Source organism: Ruegeria sp. D6, assembly GCF_056534365.1.
The window spans coordinates 743,360-759,770 of the sequence record NZ_JBQFPH010000001.1 but is presented as its reverse complement, the minus strand read 5'-3'; the positions used below and the strand labels follow the sequence as shown (position 1 = coordinate 759,770).

Genomic DNA, 16,411 nt, shown 5'->3' with positions numbered 1-16,411 from the left:
CCCCGGGACTGTTCGGTGTTCTGTCTTAATATGTCTACGCGCCCTGCGCCACAGACGATTTTGCGGTCAGGCGATGCGCCGCAGATCGGCCCAGACCGGCAAATGATCCGAGGCGATATGCGCGGGCCGCGCATCATGCACCCCGTGCAGTGCAGCCTCAAGCCCCTGCCCCACCGCGATTCTGTCCAGTGCCCCCAATGGCTGCGCGGCCGGGAAGCTTGGAACCGGAGGAAGAAACCGCATGTCCGGGGCCAAATGATCTAGAACAGGCTGGCGTGACCATTCGTTGAAATCCCCGGCCCAGACGGTGGGCATGTGTTCCAGATCAGAATCACATCGACGGATATGACTGATCTGTTGGCGTCGCGACGCCGGCAAAAGCCCAAGATGCATGCCCATCACCCGCAAAGGCCCGATCTGCGTATCAAACTCGACCCGCACGGCGCCGCGGGGCTCCAGACCCGGCAAATCATGATGACCTGCCTGACGCACCTGAATGGCGTCCCCACGCCAGATCACCGCGTTGCCATGCCAACCAAGACTACCGGCACCGCCCAAGTCCACGATCTGCCACCCGGCCTCATCCAGCATGAAATGTGGCAAAGCGGCAGGACGGGGCGGCAATCGTTTGTCCGCCTCCTGCAGAACAACGATATCGGCCTGCATGCTTTCGATGACCTGCAATATCCGCTGCGGCTGCCGCCGGAAATCGAGTCCCACGCATTTCTGAATGTTGTAACTGGCAAGGCGCAGGGTCGAGCGGTAGGTCATCGGCACACTTAAACTGATTTAACCCAAGATCGCCAACTGGTCGGACAAGTGCAAGCCGAACCCAGCGCTGAATGGCAACGCGCCGCTTGCTCCGCTAACATTTGTGCAAAACGGCCTTGAGCCCGCGCAGCCCCTCGGCCACCTTCACGATCATGTTCATAAGGTTTGTCCATCCGATCAAGATAGAAGATATGGACGCGCGTCAGGGGTTCTTCTGCGCGGCCTACGACCTGCGCGACACTGCCGCGCTGGATAAATACACATTCGATCGAATTGAGGCGCTGCTGGTTTGGTTCCGGGAAAACCTTGAAATCCCCTATCGGTTCAACAGGACAAAATCTAAAGGCGCCTTTCAGCGCAACACCAAAGGCCTCAGCTGGTTCAAACCCGAAGCCAATGAGGTTTTGGGCAAGTCGTATGAGATGGTCGCACTGCTCAAAGAAAACGGATACCAGATCGATACTCTGCGATCAGACCGGATCGGCTACATTGTCTATGAAGATGCGTGTCAGGTGATCGCCGAGCCCTTTGCAGACACGCCCCGATAGCCTCAAAAGCTGAAACTTCAAAAGTTTCAGGCTCGGTTTCTTCATAAGAAACCGTCTCTTTGTTACGTACCGCAGAATGTCGCGTGTACGACCTCGTTCTTCGCCGGAGGGCGCATCAGGTCAGCTGAATCTGGTTGATCCTCATACGGCCGTGACAGCACTTCATTCAGCCGATTGAACGGTGCGTAATCGCCTTGCACCGCAGCCTGAATCATCTGCTCCACCCGATGATTGCGTGGAATGAAGGCCGGATTGGCCGCATCCATCACGTCCAAAGGCGCATCCTCACGCGCCAAGCGTTCCTGCCATCCCTTTGCCCATTCGTCAAAAGCCGCCGGGTCGGCAAACTGGTCTCGCGCGCGGTCGCTGCCCAGCGCGCGGAACGTGTTTGTGAAGTCCGCCTGATTCTGCGCCATCCGCGTCAACAGATCCGAGATCATTTCAAGATCCCCCTCCTCTGCCCGAACCAATCCGATCTTGGCCCTGAAACGTTCCAGCCAATGTGCCTGCATCAACGCAGGCATGGCATGGACAATTTCGGTGGCCTCTTCGACAGCTGCGTCCTTGTCCTCAAACTGCTGAATTAGGGCCGTTGCCAGCTGCGCCAGATTCCAAACCGCAATCTCAGGCTGGTTCGAGTAGGCATACCGCCCCATCCGGTCGATCGAGCTATAGACTGTATTCGGGTGATAGCTGTCCATGAACGCACATGGGCCATAGTCGATCGTCTCACCGGCGATCGAGCTGTTGTCAGTATTCATGACCCCGTGAATGAAACCCACGCTCATCCATCGGGCGATCAACCCGGCCTGCGCATCCCGAACCGCGCGCAACAAACCCATAGCCCCGTCCGCCTCAGGATAGTGGCGCTGAATGGCATATTCAGTTAGCCGTTGCAGGCTCTCTAACTGCCCTCGCGCTGCAAACACCTGAAACGTGCCTACCCGCAAATGGCTTTGCGCTACACGTGTCAATACCGCCCCGGGCATCGGACCCTCGCGCAGCACGATCTCTCCGGTTTCAACCGCTGCCAAGGCGCGCGTGGTGGGAACGCCCAGCGCATGCATCGCCTCGGAAACCACATATTCGCGCAAAACCGGCCCCAGCCAGGCACGTCCATCTCCCTGGCGCGAGAAAGGTGTCTGCCCTGAGCCCTTCAATTGAATATCCCGCCGAATCCCGTCGACTCCGACCGTCTCACCTAACAAAACCGCGCGCCCATCTCCTAGCTGAGGGTTATAGGTGCCAAACTGATGCCCGGAATATAACTGCGCCAGCGGCTCGGCCCCCTCGGGCACAGTATTGCCCGCAAAAGCCTGCGCCATCTCTTCAACGTCGCCCGGCGCAATCCGCAACAGTCGCGCCAGATCACTGTTGAAGGCAACAAGCTTTGGTGCACGCACAGGCACGGGCCCCTGCCGCGCAAAGAAGGTGTCCGGCAGGCGAACATAGCTGTTGTCAAACGGGATCATCAAAGTCATGCGGCAAACATATGCTCTGCATACACAATTGCCATAGCAGATCGTGCGCGTGCGTGCATAATCCCACAAACAGACCCGAGGCTCCCATGACCGCGCAAGACATCATCCAACACCTGAACCTGCAGCAGCACCCCGAAGGCGGCTGGTTCAAAGAGACCTGGCGCGCCGACAATCCCGGCCGTGCCACCGGCACTTGCATCTACTTCCTGCTGGCAGAGGGTGAGCGCAGCCACTGGCACAAGGTAGATGCGACCGAGATCTGGCTCTACCATTCCGGCGCTCCGCTGATCCTCTCGCTCAGCGCCTCCGATACAGGCCCTGCCAAAGACCACACCCTCACACCTGATCTGACCCAAGGCGCACCGCAGCTTATTGTACCCAAGGGCCATTGGCAGGCGGCGCGCAGCAGTGGAGACTACACGCTAGTCAGTTGCACTGTTTCACCGGGATTTGAATTTGATGGGTTTGAACTCGCGCCACCCGGCTTTGATATTCCTGGAGTGTAATTCCATGGACCACCGCGCCCTGATCGCCGCGATCCCGCCCGAGACCAAGGACAGGCTGCAACAGCGGTCGGACATGCCAAGTCTCAGACATCTAGCGATCTATTTCGGCGCTTTGACAGCAACCAGCACCGGTATCATCCTACAGGTTCCCCTCTGGCCACTACTGCTCCTGCCGCAAGGCCTATTGCTGGTTTTCCTCTTTACGCTCAGCCACGAATGCACCCACAAGACGCCGTTCAAAACCCCTTGGATCAACGAAGCGGTTGGGCACCTTGTCTCAATTCCTATCTGCCTGCCGTTCACATGGTTTCGCTACTTTCACCTTGCCCATCACAAATGGACAAACCACCCAACCAAAGACCCGGAACTTGGCGGCAAACCCCGCCCCGAAAACTGGCGCAGCCTTGCGATCTATCTCAGCGGCTGGCCATATTGGACGGGTATGGCCCGTGTGTTGACCGACAACGCGCGCGGCAGGATTGACGCCGCTTACCTGCCAACCCGCCAGCACCACGCCATACGAACCGAAGCCCGAATATTGTCCACACTATATGCCCTGGGCGCACTCAGCCTGTTCTTCAGCCCCTTGTTGTTCTGGCTCTGGCTTCTGCCCGCCCTTATCGGCCAGCCTTTCCTGCGCCTATACCTGCTCGCCGAACACGGCCTCTGCCCGCCGGTGGCAAATATGCTCGAAAACTCCCGTACCACCTTTACCAATCGAATGATCCGATTTCTGGCCTGGAACATGCCCTACCACGCGGAACACCACGCCTTTCCAAACGTGCCTTTCCACCACCTTCCAGCCTTCCACCGCTGGACCCAGGCACACCTGCAATCCACCTCGGACGGCTACACCGAATTCACCCTGGATTACGCGCGTGCCCTAAATCGCTAGATCCGTCCCTTCATCTGGCCAAAAATACCTCGGGGGAGTCGCGCAGCGACGGGGGCAGAGCCCCCTACCCGCTCACCACGACACCCCTCGCCGGAGACGACACGACACCGCCCCCGACCAGCGCACTTACCCCGGTGGTACCCGGGCATGAGGTCGGCAATCCCCGCGCCACACGCACGGCGAGATAGGCAAAGGCCTGCGCCTCCAGCATATCGCCATCCAGCCCAACCGCCTCAACCGGCTCCACCGGACAATCCAGCGACACACGCAGCATTTCCATCAGCACCGGATTGTGCCGTCCACCCCCGGTCACCAACATACGGGCGGGTGGCTTGGGACAATGCTCCATCCCCTGCAGCACACCCGCAGCGCTCATCCCGGTCAACGTGGCCACCGCATCCGCATCGCTCAGCTCGGTCACAAGACCGATCATTTCCGAGAAATCATTCCGGTCCAGCGATTTGGGCGGCATTCGGTTGAAATAGGGCTCGGCCAGAAACAGCTCCAGTGCGCCGGTCTCGACCGTACCCTCTCGGGCCAGCGCGCCGTCCCGATCCATCGGCATCCCCAACCGCGCCTGCATCAGATCGTCAACCGGCGCGTTGGCAGGTCCGGTGTCGAAAGCCAGCAACGCCCCTGGCGCTTCAGGCCCGTCAAAAGACGGGTCAACATAGGTCAGGTTCCCAACACCGCCCAGATTGAGGAAACACAGCGGCTCTTCCGCCCCGATCCATTTGGCGCAGGCGAAATGAAAGAACGGGGCCAGAGGCGCACCCTCTCCGCCCAGCGCCACATCATCGCTGCGAAAATCCCAGACCACCGGCAGCCCCAAAGCCTGCGACAGACCCAGCCCGTCACCCACCTGCAACGTGCCACGCCCACGCGGCTCATGTGCCAATGTCTGACCGTGGAAGCCGATCAGGTCGACCTCTTCGAACTCTGAAAGAACCTCGGCATGTGCCTGGGTCACCAATTCAGCCGAAATATCAACCTTTGGTCCATGCCAAAGCCCCAGCGCCGCGCGCAGTGTGGCACGCTCTTCTTCGGAATAAGCGCGATACCCGCTGGGACCAAAGCCGAATATCTGCTGCCCATCGGTTTCAACGACCGCAGCGTCCACACCGTCCAGCGATGTGCCCGACATGGCCCCCAACGCTCTGATCGCCCCCGATTTGCTGATGACCCTGCCCACGCCGACCTCGTATTGCGTCTCTCCACCCGTTTCGCCGGGTTCTGAGCACAACCTGCACGGTAATGCAAAGCCAAGGCAAGACACATCATGCGCGAGCTTCATTTTTCTTGGAAAAGGTGCCTTTTCCTTGCCTCTGCCCCCGCCTGTACCGTGCGCCGCTACAGAATTCCGAAAGGTACGAGACCGCGAATGAAGGCGACAAGGCGTTCCCAAACGCAGCGCAGTTCCGAGTGCTCATGAAAGAGCTGTACAAAGTCCATTACCACATGTTCGCAGATCGCTACAGCAGGTGCCAAGCTCTCCCAAGAATGCCCGTTGCCGGTTTCAGTGTTCCACTTGATCTGAAGCACCTACGATCATTCCATATAGCTCAGCTTCGTCAGATTTTCATTGAAACAAAGCGACTGAATAATGGCAGGTATTTTGGGATGTTGAGTGCAATAAAAGCGCAGGCTCAAAACCCCGGATATTCGCAAATGTTGCGCCAATGCTTATAGATGAGATATTAATATGCAGCAAAGCACAGACAACAAATTGAGGACGGGTGAGTAGGTTCATACAGCTTAGTAAAAAGCGGTAGTGAATTGGCCTGAACAGGGTTTATGCCAAACATATACGGTGCATTTCGGACGGACACGACTCTGACCACGAACCAGGCCCAATTCGGCGGCGTTGGAACGACATTTCAGATCTCCGCATATAATACGATCGAAATTACTGATGGTGTTGACCCCAACACCATCGAAGGAGACGGTGTAAACAACGAATTCCCAGACGACCCCACGCAAACCTATCTGGGGAATGCAATTGCCTGGGACTACAATTACATAGTCACGGATGGCACCAATACCTACACGATTGGCGTTTTCGACTATGATTCCAGCGGCAACGGCGCGTTTGGCGGCGGAGCCGAGCAAGGGTTTTTCATCGGCTTTTTGGGGGATGTCCCCCCGCTCAACACAACACTGACGATCACGGCGCTGGGTGACGGTGCCTTCGCCAGTCCAGTCGTAAATCTGCCCGTTGACGACTTTGTTCCCTGTTTCACCAGTGGCACGAATATTCGGGTAAGGGGTGGCCATAAGGCGGTCGAGGATCTGAAAGCCAGCGATGAGATCGAAGTGTTTGATCCCACAGGTGATGGGCCCGGATTTGCCACCCTGCTGCGGGTGTTTCGCCGTACGATATCTGCCCCGGAACTGGCCGCAAACCCCAAACTGCGCCCGGTTCGTATCAGCGCCGGAGCGTTAGGTCTGGGCTTGCCTCAGCGTGATCTTGTGGTGTCCCGGCAGCACCGGATGCTGGTGTCTTCAAAGATTGTCGAGCGTATGTTCAGGACTTCCGAAGTTCTGGTACCCGCCGTCAATCTGACTTCGCTGCCCGGTATTTTCATCGACCAGGATGCTCAGAGCGTCGAGTATTTTCACCTTCTTTTTGGACAGCACGAGGTAGTCTATGCCGAAGGCGCACCATCGGAAAGCCTGTTCACCGGACCGGAAGTGCTCAAGGCCATCAGTGCAGAAGCACGAATAGAAATCCTGAGCATATTCCCCGAGATAGCAGAACTGGAATTTGCCCCCAAGCCCGCCTGCCCGATCCCATCCGGGAAGCTGCAAAAGCAACTGATTGAACGCCACATCAAGAATGAAAAGCCGCTTCTGTCCAGACACACTGCACGCTAGAACCAGAGGTTATCCGGCAGGACTTGGTACGCTTCAAAGACTGACGCGATATTCTGGGTTTCGCTATGCGTTATTTCTTCGCGTTTCCCTCAGAAAGCTTATCCGCAAGATTCTTTCAGTACGGACTGCACTTGCTCGCCAATGACTGGACATTCCGCGAGACTTAGGGAATTAGAAGGCCAGTCGCATGAATGTACTTTCCGTCGTGCGACCAAGCGGGTCTGGTTTTGAAATTACTGACCTATGACTTACACCAGCCCTTGCAGAGAGGGCCAGAACACAAGGCCTGTTGAGCGTCATGACCTACCACCCCAAATCGGATTTCATCGCCACGATGATCGAGCGCGGCTTTCTCGCCGACTGCACCGATTATCAAGGCCTTGACGACGCTCTGATTTCTGGGGTGCAGACGGCTTATATCGGCTATGACGCCACCGCACAGTCGCTGCATGTAGGTCACCTGATGAACATTATGGTGCTGCGCTGGTTGCAGAAAACCGGCCACAAGCCAATTACCCTGATGGGCGGCGGCACCACCAAGGTGGGCGATCCCTCGTTCCGCTCGGATGAACGCCCCCTGCTGGGCCCTGAACAGATCGACGCCAATATCGCAGGCATGAAGCAGGTGTTCTCGAAATACCTGTCTTACGATGACAGCGAGACCGGCGCGTTGATGCTGAACAATGCCGAATGGCTGGATAGCCTGAACTACCTCGATTTCCTGCGCGATATTGGGCGGCATTTCTCGGTCAACCGGATGCTCAGCTTTGAATCGGTGAAATCGCGGTTGGATCGTGAACAGTCGCTGAGTTTTCTCGAATTCAACTACATGATCCTGCAGGCTTATGACTTCCTCGAACTGAACCGCCGATATAACTGCGTTCTGCAGATGGGCGGCTCGGATCAATGGGGCAACATCGTCAACGGCATCGACCTAACCCGCCGGGTGCTGGATCACGAGATCTATGGCCTCACGACCCCCCTGCTGACCACCAGCGATGGCCGCAAAATGGGCAAATCGCAGGGCGGCGCAGTCTGGCTGAACGGAGATATGCTCAGCTCGTACGAGTTCTGGCAGTTCTGGCGCAACACGACTGACGCCGATGTGGGCCGTTTCTTGAAAATCTTCACCGAGCTTCCGGTAGACGAATGCGACCGCATGGCCGCGCTGCAAGGGTCCGAAATCAACGAGGCCAAAATCCGCCTCGCCAACGAAGTCACAACTCTGCTGCACGGTGCAGAAGCCGCTGCAACCGCCGAGGCGACCGCGCGCGAGGTGTTCGAAAAGGGCGGCGTTGGCGGAGACCTCCCGACCCTGACCCTCAGCGCATCAGAGCTGGGTGACGGCATGTCCATCGTCCAGCTGATCGTCAAATCCGGCCTCGCCAAATCCGGCAAAGAGGCCAAGCGCCTGATCGCCGAAAACGGCGCCAAACTGGACGATGCCCCGCTGACAGATGCGGGCTTGATGATCGACGCAGGCGCGTTGTCATCGCCGATCAAGCTGAGCGCGGGCAAGAAGCGTCACGCTCTGGTTCAATTGGGCTGAGCCAAATTGGGCGGTCGCCGCCGGGTGGCCGTCCATTGAGGTAGAAGTGGCAGATTAATTAGGTCGAGACGTAGTGGTCAGCTTTTGGTTTTAGAACCGATCAAGAACCACGTTTTCACAGAACCCAATCCCTTTATCTCCACCATGCCTCGGGGTTCGAAGTCGTAGTCCGCTTCAAGCTCCTCTTTTGCGGCACCCGTTACCTGGATCCTCCCCGGTTCACCGTGGCTCTCCATCCGGCTGGCGGTGTTCACCGTTTCCCCCCAAACATCATAGAACAACTTCTGGTTTCCAATGACACCGGCGACAGCAGGCCCTGCGTGAAGTCCGATTCTTACTTGAAGCCCATCCGGAAAATCAGGTGACATTTCCGCAACCGACCGCTGCACGTCCAGAGCCATCTCGGCGACACGATGCACCGGGTCGCCGACCGGAGACGGCATACCTGCCGCGACCATATAGGCATCACCAATTGTCTTGATCTTTTCCAATCCGTGTTTGTCGGCCAATTCATCAAATAGACGAAAGATCTTGTTCAGAAACCCGACTACATCTTCCGGTGGCAGTTTCGATGCCCGTGGCGTGAAATCCACGATATCAGCGAATAGTATTGCAACCTTGGGCAAACTGTCAGCGATAGTCTGGTCTGGCTCAAACTTCAATCTTACCGCAATGTCTTCTGGCAGCAGATTGTAAAGCAACTTTTCCGACCGGTCGTATTCGGCTTCCAGTTCGGCTCGCTGGGTCTCTACCTGTTCATAAAGATCACCCAGCCGCGCACTTGTTGCATTCACGTCGTTTGCCAATTTGCCAAGCTCGTCGCGATTGGGGACATCAACACGCGCCGCGAAATCTCCTTCGGCGACAACGCTAAGTGTTTGGCCAATTCGGCGCATTGGCCAGATCAGTGACGAAGAGATTGCGTAGCCAAGAAAAAGGGCTGCCCCCATTGCAATTGTTGCCGCCGCCACGACCATTTTGCGCGTCGATTGGTAAACTTCGGCATTCCTATTTGCCCGGTCACGCATCTCTGCTTCGGCACCCTGCACAAGATTATACGCATCGCTTTGCAGTGAACGAACTTGGCGAAAAATCTGATCCAATCCCAATTCGGCGAGATTCTGCATGTCTCCGTCTCTTCGAAACCGCACCATGGCGGCGGCCTTGGTTTTGATGTCGCCCAAATCTGCGCGGATTTCATCATTGGTTTGGAACTCTTTGCTGCCCGCCTGCAGGAATCGACGTATCCCTTGCGCAATGTGATGTTGCAGGTTCTCGATCTGACCGATGAAATTGCCGGTTGAAAATGCAAAAATTTCGTCCGAGTCGTCCCCGGGCGTCTGATCGATGACCAAGGACAAGTTCATCAGGTTCAACTCGCTCAGCGCCAAATGGATTTCGTTGAAATATGCAATCCTCTCCTGATCATGGATCATCGCATCGACACGCCTGTTCGATTGCTGCAAGGCCGACACAGCAAAAAGCGCCAATCCCAAAAGCAACAAGGTGATACCCAAAAACGCCGTCAGCAGTTTCACCCGCACAGACAGGGCAGCTTTTGCCACGCTCCTTACGATCAGATTTGGTTGCTGAGAGTTCCTAATGCCCCGCTCCCACATGGATTAAGCCCGTCTCGAATGGTGCCGATACATTAATCAGAATACAGTCTGCGGGTGGACTAGTCACTTTTGGCCGCAATTCTTTGGCCCGATCGTCTGCCTCGCTGCCATTGTGTGATGCCAACACACCCCCCCCACAAAGATGCGTTTGAGATGCTTTAGTGAACCTCCTTCGAGTTGCCGTTTATTTGACGAAACCCCAACGTCGCATTTCGCAACAGTCTTTCGCATTCCTGCATGTGCACCCCACCCTTTCCGTTCCACTCTGAACCGGAAGGAGGCACCATATGACCAGAACTGCCACAGCCACACGTACCGGAGGGCGCTCAGCCCGGCGCGCCATGCGCACCGCTCCAAACTTCGAGATGTTGCCGGGCCTGACCCGCGGCATTCCGTTATGCGAGGTTATGGACGGCGCACAGGTAGAACGCATCGATGCGGCCTCGATGGAAATTCTGGAAAACGTAGGCGTTCAGTTCCGTGACCCCATCGCGCTGGAAGACTGGAAGAAGGCTGGTGCCAAGGTCGAAGGTGAGCTCGTCTATCTGGATCGCGGTCTGGTGCGTGAGCTGATCGCGACCATTCCGTCAGATTTCACCTACCACGCGCGCGATCCGAAAAAGAACGTGCGGCTGGGCGGTAGACACTCGATCTTCGTGCCGATGACCGGAGCGCCCTTCCTGCGCGATCTGGAAGATGTGCGCCGCAACCCGACGCTGGACGATCTGGCGATGTTCCACAAGCTCAGCCATATGTTGCCCGCGCTGCATTCCTCGGCCCATCACATCGTGGAGCCCTATGATCACCCGATCAGTCAGCGGCATCTGCGGATTACCTATTCGTCAATGAAGCACTCTGACAAAACCTTCATGGGCATGACCACCAGCCCCAAGAATGCCGAAGATGTCATGGAGATGTGTGCCATCCTGTTCGGCGAGGATTTCCTTGAAGATCACCCGGTCACCACTGGCAATTGCAACGGCAATTCGCCGCTGGTCTGGGATGAAACCATGTTGGGCGCGATGCGCGCCTTCTGTCGCCGAAAGCAGCCGGTGTTGTGCTCGCCCTTCGTTCTGGGCGGGGCCAATACGCCTGCCAGCGTTCCGGCGACCGTGGCGCAACTGAATGCCGAGGCGCTCAGCGCGCTGGCCTATACGCAGGTGATCCGCAAGGGCGCGCCCGCGATCTACGGGCACTACCTGTCGACCGTCTCGATGAAATCCGGCGCGCCGATGGCAGGCACGCCCGAGATCAGTCTGATGAACTTCATGATTGGACAGATGGCCCGGTATTACGAAGTGCCTTGGCGTACCTCAAACACTCTGGGCGGAGCCAAGACGTTCGACGCGCAGGCAGGCTATGAATCCGCAACCACTCTGCAGGCCGTGATCCATTCCGGCGCCAACTACATCTGGCATTCGGCGGGCTGGAACGAGGCCGGGATGCACTGCTCGACCGCCAAGTTCATCGTTGACGCGGAACAATGCGCCATGGCCTATCGCATGGCCGAGGGCCCGAAATGGGGCGATTTCGATCAGGCCGTTTCGGCAGTCGGTGATATCGGTCCGGGCGGGCACTACCTTGGGCATCCGCATACGCAGGACAATTTCCAGAGCGCATTCTTCATGCCGGATATGTTCGACAACAACTCGATCGAACAATGGCAGGCTGAGGGTTGTGTTGAAATCACCGAACGCGCGCTCAAACACGCCCGCAAGCTGCTGGCCGAGTATCAGGAACCAACGCTCGATATCGCCAAGAACGAAGAGCTGCTGGATTACATCGCCCGGCGCGAGCGTGAAATACCGGCTGCGGATGAGCTGAACCAGTCCTACTAAATCCCGGGGAGGTACACGAATGAGGTTCGCTGAAAAAACCGCACTCGTCACAGGGGCGTCGGGCGGGATCGGGGCCGCCATCGTCAGCCAGCTGCGGGCCGAAGGCGCGCGTGTGGCTGTTGCTGACCGCGATGTGGGCAGCCTTGAAGCCGAGGCGCATCTGCCCGGCGATCTGCGCGATCCCGACTATTGCGACGGGCTGGCCTTGGCCGCGCATCAGGCGCTGGATGGTCTTGATATCGTGATCAACAATGCAGGCGTGATCACCCGCGGCCCGGTGACTGAAACATCCGATGAGGATTGGGCCCTGTCCGTCGGAGTGAATGTCGAGGCCCCTTTCCGTATCTGCCGCGCTGCGATTCCAATCATGGCGGCGGCGGGTGGCGGTGCTATTGTGAACACTGCCTCGTGCTGGGGCCTTCGACCTGGCCCGGATCATGCGGTGTACTGCATGACCAAAGCGGCCATTGCCAGCCTCACCCAATGCATGGGGCACGATCACGCCCATCAGGGCATCCGCATTAACGCCGTTTGCCCGAACGAGGTGAACACACCGATGCTGCGTTCGGGCTTTGCCAAACGTGGGTTCGATCCTGATACGGCGATTGCCGAGCTTGGGAAGTCGGTGCCTTTAGGGCGTATCGCCGAACCCGAAGATATAGCCGAAGTGATCCTTTTTCTCGCCTCGGATTCGGCGCGCTACATGTGTGGTGCTCTGGTCGAAGTGAATGGGGGCAAGCCGGTACAATGAAAAGATTTGCAGGAAAAACAGCGCTCGTGACCGGTGGCCGCAGTGGCATCGGACAAGCCATCGCCCGGCGGCTGCGCGAAGAAGGGGCTAATGTCTACACTGCGCAGCGCGGTAAGGATGATGAGTTCCCCTCTATCCCGGCGGATTTTGCAAACCCGGAAAGCCCGGTGCAGATCATCAAGCAGGTTGTGGACAGCGCGGGCCAGCTGGACGTACTGATCAACAATGCAGGCATGATGCAGGAGGCCTCCGTCAACGACATGCCGCTTGAAGATTGGCAACGCAACCTCATGGTCAACCTGACCGCCCCGTTCCTGCTGATCCAGGCTGCACTGCCACATCTGCGCAAAACCAAGGGCAGCATCGTCAATATCGGCTCAGTCGAGGGGTTGGGCAGCAACCCCGGCCACGCCGCCTACTGCGCCTCTAAGGCCGGGCTGCATGGGCTGACCCGCGCGGTTGCCGTGGACCACGGAGCAGAAGGCATTCGCTGCAATGCAGTGGCACCAGGCTGGATCGACACAGACCTCAACATCGATTTCATCGAGAGCATGAACGACCCTGGCGCATTCCGCCGGGATATCGCCCGCATTCATCCCGTTGGCCGCACCGGCGACCCGAAAGAAGTCGCCGCACTGGTCGCGTTCTTGGCAGCCGAGGAAGCGGGTTTTGTCACCGGTCAAATTTACACGATCGATGGCGGACGGATGGCAAAGCTCAGCCTGCCCTGACCAGCCTGCATGCTATTCCGCCCCTGATCGCCACTCTTTCCAGCGCAGATACGTATTGGCCCCAACCGATGCGAAGGGCTCGGGTGGCAAACGCGGTGGTATCGGTTGCGCCAGAAAATGATCTGCAATCTGGGAGTCTTTTCCCAGTACAAGCTCTGCCACGCCCATTCCCTGCAGTGTTCCTCGCGCTATACCCAATCCGTTTTGACAGCAGGCGGCATATACACCCTGCTCGATCTCACCAAACGCGGCCGAGCCATTGCGGCTAAGACACAGCATCCCAGCCCAACGGTGCTGCATCTGTACATTCGGCAAGTTGGGAAATCGCTCCTGAAACTTACGATCGTGCACCGCGCCTGCCCGTTTCAAATGGCTGTCGCCGCTGTGGATTTCAGGATGAAAGCTTGAACAGGTCCGGATCAGAATGCGATCCCCATAACTGCCCGAAACCCGCCGGACCGAAGTGCCCATCGGATCCGCTGGCGTTACCGACCAGCGTGGCTGTCCGCCCAGCGTGGCGATCTGATCTGGCGTCAGTGGTTCCGTTATCGACGCGTAGAGGCAGATGTGCATCAGACGCCGCTGGTAAAACCCAAAGCTTTCCAGATGACCATTTGTTGCCATCACGATCCGCCCCGTCGAAACCCGCGCCTGTTCGGTCTCGACCTCCCAGCCACCGCCTTGTTTGCGAAACCCGGTCGCGGCAGAGTTTTCATAAACACTAATCCGCCCAGCCAGATGCGTTGAGAGAGCCCGCACATAGGCTGCGGGCTGGATCATCACCGTCCCGGGCGCAAACAGACCAGATGTGTAATGCGGGCTGCCTGTCAGCGCCTGCATCTGCTGTGCATCATAAAGCTCGTGGGGCTCTCCCAATCGTGCCAAATGCACTGCGTAGTCTGCGTTGTGCCGATCACCCGCTGCGGTCGCTGCAGCGTTGATCTTGCCGCACGGGTCGAACATCTCCGGCGACAGGTCGCACTCAGCGGCTACCCGGGTCGCAAAGGAAATCGCCTGACGATTCAGCGCGATTGTGGCCTGATCTGCCTCCAGCCCATCGCTGGCGTAATTGTCCGAGGCCAAGTCATGCGGCAGATCGATCATGAACCCCGAGTTGCGCCCGGCAGAGCCTTCCGCAAAGCGCCCAGCCTCAAGCACCACAACCTTCAGCGCCGGATCAAGCTGATGCAGCCTCAGCGCTGCGGACAGCCCGGCAAAACCACCGCCGACGATGGTCACATCTGCGGTCTGGTCTTGCTCAAGCCGAGGCAGGTCTTGCTGCAGAGGCAGGATGGCATTCCATCCTGCCACGCCGGTTTGCCGGGGCAAACGTTTGGCGGTGTAGATCGTCAATCTACCGCCTCATCTTCGTCATCGGCCAGATCAAACCAGATGGTTTTCAGCTGGGTATACTGATCATGGGCGTGAACCGAGTTGTCCCGGCCACCAAACCCGGACTGCTTGTAGCCACCAAAGGGTGTGGTGATATCCCCTTCACCAAAGCTGTTGATCGTGACGGTACCCGCCCGGATCGCCCGCGCGCCACGGATCGCGCGTTTGGCGTTGGCTGTGAATATCGAGGCGCACAGCCCGTACTCGGTGTCATTGGCAATGCTGATCGCCTCGTCAAAGCCAGAGACTTCGATCACCGACAGAACCGGGCCAAAGATTTCCTCGCGCGCCAGCGTGGCATCGTTTCCGGGCACTTCGACCACCGTGGCTTCAACAAAACCCTTGTCGGCCTTGCCGCCTATCAGCACGTTTTCGGCCTGTTCCAGATAGCCGCACACCTTGGAATAATGCCCCTCGCTGACAAGCGCGCCCATGCGGGTCTCTGGGTCCAACGGGTCGCCGACATTCCAGTGCTTGGCATGATGCGCGATCCGTTCCAGCAGTTCTGCCTTCACGTCCTTATGCACGATCAACCGCGACGAGGCCGAGCAATTCTCGCCCATGTTCCAGAACGCACCATTGACGACATGCGCTGCCACCCGGTCCAGATTTTCCGCATCGTCCAAGACGATGGCCGGGTTCTTACCACCCATCTCAAGCACCACCTCCTTGGCATTGCTTTCAGCGGAATAGCTCAGGAACTTCTTTCCCGTCACGGTCGAGCCCGTGAAGGACACCATGTCGATATCCAAATGCCGCCCGATGGGTTCGCCCACCTCGGCGCCACCGCCGGGCACCACATTCAGCACACCGCGCGGCAACCCGGCCTCAGACGCCAGCTCCGCCACCTTTAAAGCGGTCAGAGAAGTCTCGGCCGCCGGCTTCAGCACCACTGAACACCCCGCCGCCAGCGCCGGCCCGATCTTCCACGCCAGCATCAGCAAGGGGAAGTTCCACGGCAGGACCAGCCCAACCACACCGATGGGTTCGCGCACCACCATGGCAATGTGGTCGTCGCTGGCGGGTGAGACCTGATCATAGATCTTGTCAATCGCCTCGGCGTGCCATTTCAGGCAGTGGATCGTCTCGGGAACATCAACGGTTTCGCAATCAAAGATCGTCTTGCCGCTATCGATGCTCTCCATCACCGCCAGTTCCCGCGCGTTGCGGGTAAGCAGCTTGCACAGGCGGATCAGAATGTCCTTGCGATCCGAGGGGTGCATCTTTGACCAACGCCCGTCGTCAAAGGCTTCTCGCGCCTTTTCGACCGCAAAATCCACATCCTCCGATCCGCAGGCAGCAATGCTGGTCAGCACAGCCCCGGTGGCTGGATTGATAGTGTCGAACACCTGTCCCGAGATCGAGGGGCGATAACCGCCGTCGATGAAAGCGCCCGTCGGCAGATCCAGATGCGCAGCGATGGATTCGTATTCGTCTTTCGTCAGCAAGCCCATGC

At 58.0% G+C, this 16,411-nt stretch carries 14 protein-coding genes; 8 read left to right on the top strand and 6 right to left on the bottom strand.

Annotated features, from left to right (window positions below; translation table 11 throughout):
- Positions 1–66: 66 nt before the first annotated feature.
- Positions 67–771: an endonuclease/exonuclease/phosphatase family protein gene (locus ACR0A1_RS03765; RefSeq protein WP_170396721.1), complete on the bottom strand. Its 705-nt coding sequence runs from the start codon at positions 769–771 to the stop codon at positions 67–69.
- A 116-nt stretch (positions 772–887) separates the two neighbouring features.
- On the opposite strand from ACR0A1_RS03765, the gene ACR0A1_RS03760 reads away from it, so the two are divergent.
- Positions 888–1,319: a hypothetical protein gene (locus ACR0A1_RS03760; protein WP_255612082.1), complete on the top strand. Its 432-nt coding sequence runs from the start codon at positions 888–890 to the stop codon at positions 1,317–1,319.
- A 62-nt stretch (positions 1,320–1,381) separates the two neighbouring features.
- On the opposite strand, the gene ACR0A1_RS03755 is transcribed toward ACR0A1_RS03760, so the two are convergent.
- Positions 1,382–2,800, bottom strand: coding sequence for a protein adenylyltransferase SelO (locus tag ACR0A1_RS03755; RefSeq protein ID WP_223117943.1), 1,419 nt, complete (start codon positions 2,798–2,800; stop codon positions 1,382–1,384).
- Positions 2,801–2,886: 86 nt separating this feature from the next.
- Here ACR0A1_RS03755 and ACR0A1_RS03750 point away from each other — a divergent pair, with 86 nt between their 5' ends.
- Positions 2,887–3,306 carry a cupin domain-containing protein gene (locus ACR0A1_RS03750; protein WP_170422068.1) on the top strand — a complete coding sequence of 140 codons (420 nt, stop codon included), beginning with the start codon at positions 2,887–2,889 and terminating at the stop codon, positions 3,304–3,306.
- 4 nt (positions 3,307–3,310) lie between these two features.
- Positions 3,311–4,201 (top strand): fatty acid desaturase, encoded by an 891-nt coding sequence (locus ACR0A1_RS03745; protein ID WP_480866289.1) that lies wholly within the window; start codon positions 3,311–3,313, stop codon positions 4,199–4,201.
- Positions 4,202–4,265: 64 nt separating this feature from the next.
- On the opposite strand, the gene ACR0A1_RS03740 is transcribed toward ACR0A1_RS03745, so the two are convergent.
- A complete protein-coding gene (locus ACR0A1_RS03740) occupies positions 4,266–5,345 on the bottom strand; it encodes an anhydro-N-acetylmuramic acid kinase (protein ID WP_480866864.1) in 1,080 nt (359 codons plus the stop codon).
- 650 nt (positions 5,346–5,995) lie between these two features.
- On the opposite strand from ACR0A1_RS03740, the gene ACR0A1_RS03735 reads away from it, so the two are divergent.
- Together ACR0A1_RS03735 and tyrS are read left to right on the top strand one after the other, a co-directional pair.
- A complete protein-coding gene (locus ACR0A1_RS03735; protein ID WP_480866287.1) occupies positions 5,996–7,075 on the top strand; it encodes a Hint domain-containing protein in 1,080 nt (359 codons plus the stop codon).
- 298 nt (positions 7,076–7,373) lie between these two features.
- Positions 7,374–8,624 carry a tyrosine--tRNA ligase gene (tyrS, locus tag ACR0A1_RS03730; RefSeq protein WP_170646599.1) on the top strand — a complete coding sequence of 417 codons (1,251 nt, stop codon included), beginning with the start codon at positions 7,374–7,376 and terminating at the stop codon, positions 8,622–8,624.
- Between the two features lie 77 nt (positions 8,625–8,701).
- Here tyrS and ACR0A1_RS03725 read toward each other — a convergent pair whose 3' ends face one another.
- A complete protein-coding gene (locus ACR0A1_RS03725) occupies positions 8,702–10,189 on the bottom strand; it encodes an adenylate/guanylate cyclase domain-containing protein (RefSeq protein WP_480866285.1) in 1,488 nt (495 codons plus the stop codon).
- Between the two features lie 341 nt (positions 10,190–10,530).
- Between ACR0A1_RS03725 and ACR0A1_RS03720 the strand changes: the two genes are divergently transcribed.
- The 3 genes from ACR0A1_RS03720 to ACR0A1_RS03710 are packed head-to-tail and all read left to right on the top strand — an operon-like array spanning position 10,531 to position 13,563.
- On the top strand, positions 10,531–12,081 hold the full coding sequence (locus ACR0A1_RS03720) for a trimethylamine methyltransferase family protein (protein WP_480762558.1): 1,551 nt from the start codon (positions 10,531–10,533) through the stop codon (positions 12,079–12,081).
- 19 nt (positions 12,082–12,100) lie between these two features.
- On the top strand, positions 12,101–12,832 hold the full coding sequence (locus ACR0A1_RS03715) for an SDR family oxidoreductase (protein ID WP_170611031.1): 732 nt from the start codon (positions 12,101–12,103) through the stop codon (positions 12,830–12,832).
- Entirely contained in the window at positions 12,829–13,563 is a 735-nt protein-coding gene (locus ACR0A1_RS03710) for an SDR family oxidoreductase (RefSeq protein WP_170406318.1), read from the top strand. Before ACR0A1_RS03715 ends, ACR0A1_RS03710 begins: the two co-directional genes overlap by 4 nt.
- Before the next feature lie 12 nt (positions 13,564–13,575).
- On the opposite strand, the gene ACR0A1_RS03705 is transcribed toward ACR0A1_RS03710, so the two are convergent.
- Together ACR0A1_RS03705 and ACR0A1_RS03700 are read right to left on the bottom strand one after the other, a co-directional pair.
- Complete coding sequence (locus tag ACR0A1_RS03705) at positions 13,576–14,916, bottom strand: NAD(P)/FAD-dependent oxidoreductase (RefSeq protein ID WP_480866282.1); 1,341 nt, start codon at positions 14,914–14,916, stop codon at positions 13,576–13,578.
- Positions 14,913–16,409, bottom strand: coding sequence for an aldehyde dehydrogenase (locus tag ACR0A1_RS03700; protein WP_480866280.1), 1,497 nt, complete (start codon positions 16,407–16,409; stop codon positions 14,913–14,915). The genes ACR0A1_RS03705 and ACR0A1_RS03700 overlap by 4 nt, the downstream gene beginning before the upstream one ends.
- Positions 16,410–16,411: the final 2 nt, after the last annotated feature.